Consider the following 3,259-nt stretch of genomic DNA (forward strand, 5'->3'; position numbering starts at 1 on the left):
CCCGGGCCGGCTCGCCGCCCTCCGCCGCCTCCTGCCGCACCACGCCGATCAGTTCACCCTGCTGCCCTCCCCCGGCCCCGAGCGCTTCCGCGTGACCGGCGCCCCGGGCCGGATCGTGGTTCTGGGCACCAGCCCCGCGGTGCTGCTGACCGGCGTCCACTGGTACCTCACCCACGTCTGCCGGGCCCGGCTGACGTGGTCCGGCAGCGCCCTCGGCCTGCCGCGCCGGCTGCCCGCCCCCGGCCGCCCGATCGAGCGGTCCGCCACCGTGCCCTGCCGCTTCGCGTTCAACGACACCCACGACGGCTACACCGCCCCGTACGCCGACTGGCCGCGCTGGGAACGACTGATCGACATCACCGCCCTGCACGGCTGCAACCAGATCCTGGTCACCGCCGGTCAGGAGGCCGTCTACCACCGGCTGCTCCAGGACTTCGGCTACAGCGACGCCGAGGCCCGCGCCTGGCTCCCCGCCCCCTCCCACCAGCCGTGGTGGCTGCTCCAGAACATGAGCGGCTACGGCGGCCCGGTGAGCCCCGAGCTGCTGGCCCGCCGCACCGCGCTGGGCCGGCGGATCTGCGACCGGCTGCGGGAGCTCGGCATGGCCCCGGTGCTGCCCGGCTACTTCGGCACCGTCCCGGACGGCTTCGCCCGGCGCAACCCGGGCGCGCGCGTCGTCCCGCAGGGCACCTGGGCGGGGCTGAAGCGCCCCGACTGGCTCGACCCGCGCACGCCCGTCTTCGCCGAGGTGGCCGCCGCCTTCTACCGGCACCAGCGCGAGCTGTTCGGCCCCGTCCGGCACGTGAAGATGGATCTGCTGCACGAGGGCGGCACCCCCGGTGACGTGCCCGTGCCGGACGCCGCGCGCGCCGTCGAGAAGGCGCTGCGGACGGCGCTGCCGGACGCGGTGTGGGTGATCCTCGGCTGGCAGGACAACCCCCGGCGCGATCTGCTCGACGCCCTCGACAAGCGACGGATGCTGATCGTGGACGGCCTCTCCGACCTGGAGGAGGTGACCGACCGGGAGCGGGACTGGGGCGGCACCCCGTACGCCTTCGGCACCATCCCCAACTTCGGCGGGCGCACCACGCTCGGCGCCCGCACCCACTTCTGGTCGCCGAGGTTCGCCCAGTGGCGGGACAAGCCGGGCAGCGCGCTGGTGGGGACGGCGTACATGGCGGAGGCCACCGACCGCGACCCGGCCGCGTTCGCGCTCTTCAGCGAGCTGGCGTGGCGCCGGGAGCCGGTGGACCGGGCGGCCTGGTTCGCCGCGTACGCGGACTCCCGCTACGGCGGGCCGGACGCCGCCGCGCGCCGGGCGTTCGAGACGCTGCGCACCACGGTGTACGAGATCACCAGCCGGGACGGGCGGCCGCACGACTCGATCTTCTCCGCGCGGCCGAGCCTGACCGCCCGGGGCGGCACGTACTGGGCCACCCACACGCCCGCGTTCGACGTGCCCGACTTCGACGCCGCGCTGACCCATCTGCTGGCCGCGCGCCCCGCGCCGGGCGGCTCGGACGCCTACCGCCACGACCTCACCGACATCGCCCGCCAGGCGCTGGCCAACCGCTCCTGGCTGCTCCTGCCGCATCTGCGCGACGCGTACGAGCGGCGGGACCGGGCGGCCTTCCGGACCCTGTCCCGGCTGTGGCTGACGCTGATGCGGCTCGCCGACGACATGAGCGGCGCGCACCCGAGCTTCCTGCTCGGCCCCTGGCTGGCGGAGGCCCGGCGGATGGCGAGCGGGCCGGCCGAGGAGGCCCGGCTGGAGCGGACGGCGCGGGTGCTGATCACCACCTGGGCGGACCGGGTCACCGCGGACGAGGGCCTGCTCGCCAACTACGCCAACCGCGACTGGCACGGCCTGATCGGCGACTTCCACCTGCCGCAGTGGCGGGCGTACCTGGACGAGGTGGAGGACGCGCTGGTGGAGGACCGGCCGCCGCGCGCCTTCGACTGGTACGCGCTGGAGGAGCCGTGGACGCGGGAGCGGCACGTGTATCCGGTGCGGCCGGTGTCCGACGCGGTCCGCACGGCGCGCCGGGTGCGGGACGTGCTGGCCGGCGCGCCCTACCAGGGGCGGCTGACCGCCGCGGCGCGGCCGCTCGGGGTGGCGCCCGGCGGCTCGGCGCTGATCACCGCGGAGTTCCGCAACACGAACGGGTTCGCGGCGACCGGGCGGGTGGACTTCGCGCTGACCGGGCCGGCGGGCGCGGCGGTCGAGCCGCAGGGGCCGGTGTCGCTGCCGGGCGTGCCGGCGGCGGGCGAGGGCGCGGCGCGGTGGCGGGTGACCGCGCCCGCCGACGCGCCGCGGCAGCCGTTGACGCCACTGCCGTACGAGGCGGCGGTGGTGTACGGGCCCGCCGGGGCGGAGCGGGTGCGCTCGGCGGCGCGCGGCACGTTGTTCCTGGCCGCGCCGCCGGCCGCGGGCTGGCGGGCGGTCAGCACGAACGACGCCGTGTTCGGGCAGTTGGGCGACCGCTTCGCGATCGACGGCTCGGGTACGGATCTGTGGCGGGCGACGGCGGAGTTCGGCGCGCTCTACCGCGCGGGGGCGCTGGCGGCCGGGGGCGAGGTGACGCTCCGCGTCGACGGGCAGGCGGCGACGGGGCCGTGGGCGCGCGCGGGGATCGTGATCCGTGACGACCTGGCGGACGGCGGCTCCCGGGGCTTCGCGAACCTCGCGGTCACGCCGGCGAACGGGGTGGTCCTGTCGTACGACAGTGACGGCGACGGCCGGCTGGACGCGTTCCGGCGGGTCACGGGGGTACGGGCGCCGGTGCTGCTGCGGCTGACGCTGCACGCGGGCGGGGGCTGCGCGGGGGCGTTCTCGACGGACGGCGGGGCGACGTGGCGGGCGGTCGCCACGGTGGCCGTGCCGGGCGGGGCGCGGCGGGACGTGGGCCTCTTCATGAGCGCGGTGCACGGGGGCGCGACGGGCGTCCGCGGCACGGCGACGTTCAGCGGCTGGTCCCTCCGGGACGGGTCGACGTGAGGGCACGGGGGTGGGCCTCGCGGTAGGCGTACGACGTGGGGTGCACGCGGCGGCATCGACGGCCGCGGCGCGTCGTGACCTCGCCGTAGCCGTACGACGCGGGGTGCACGCGGCGGCATCGGCGGCCGCGGCGCGTCGTGACTCCACCGTGGGCGTTCGACGTGGGGCGAACGCGGCGGCATCGACGGCCGCGGCGCGTCGTGACTCCGCCGTGGACGTACGACGCGCCGTGCACGCCGCCGCGTTCGGCGTCCCCACGTG

The 3,259-nt window shown here is 77.0% G+C and carries 1 protein-coding gene; it reads left to right on the forward strand.

What is annotated here, in order from left to right:
• On the forward strand, positions 1–2,998 hold a 2,998-nt coding region (locus ACSNOD_RS29875), incomplete at its 5' end, for an alpha-N-acetylglucosaminidase TIM-barrel domain-containing protein (protein WP_436770209.1).
• Positions 2,999–3,259: the final 261 nt, after the last annotated feature.

It is taken from the genome of Streptomyces sp. URMC 123 (assembly GCF_051386515.1).
Taxonomy (GTDB): domain Bacteria; phylum Actinomycetota; class Actinomycetes; order Streptomycetales; family Streptomycetaceae; genus Streptomyces.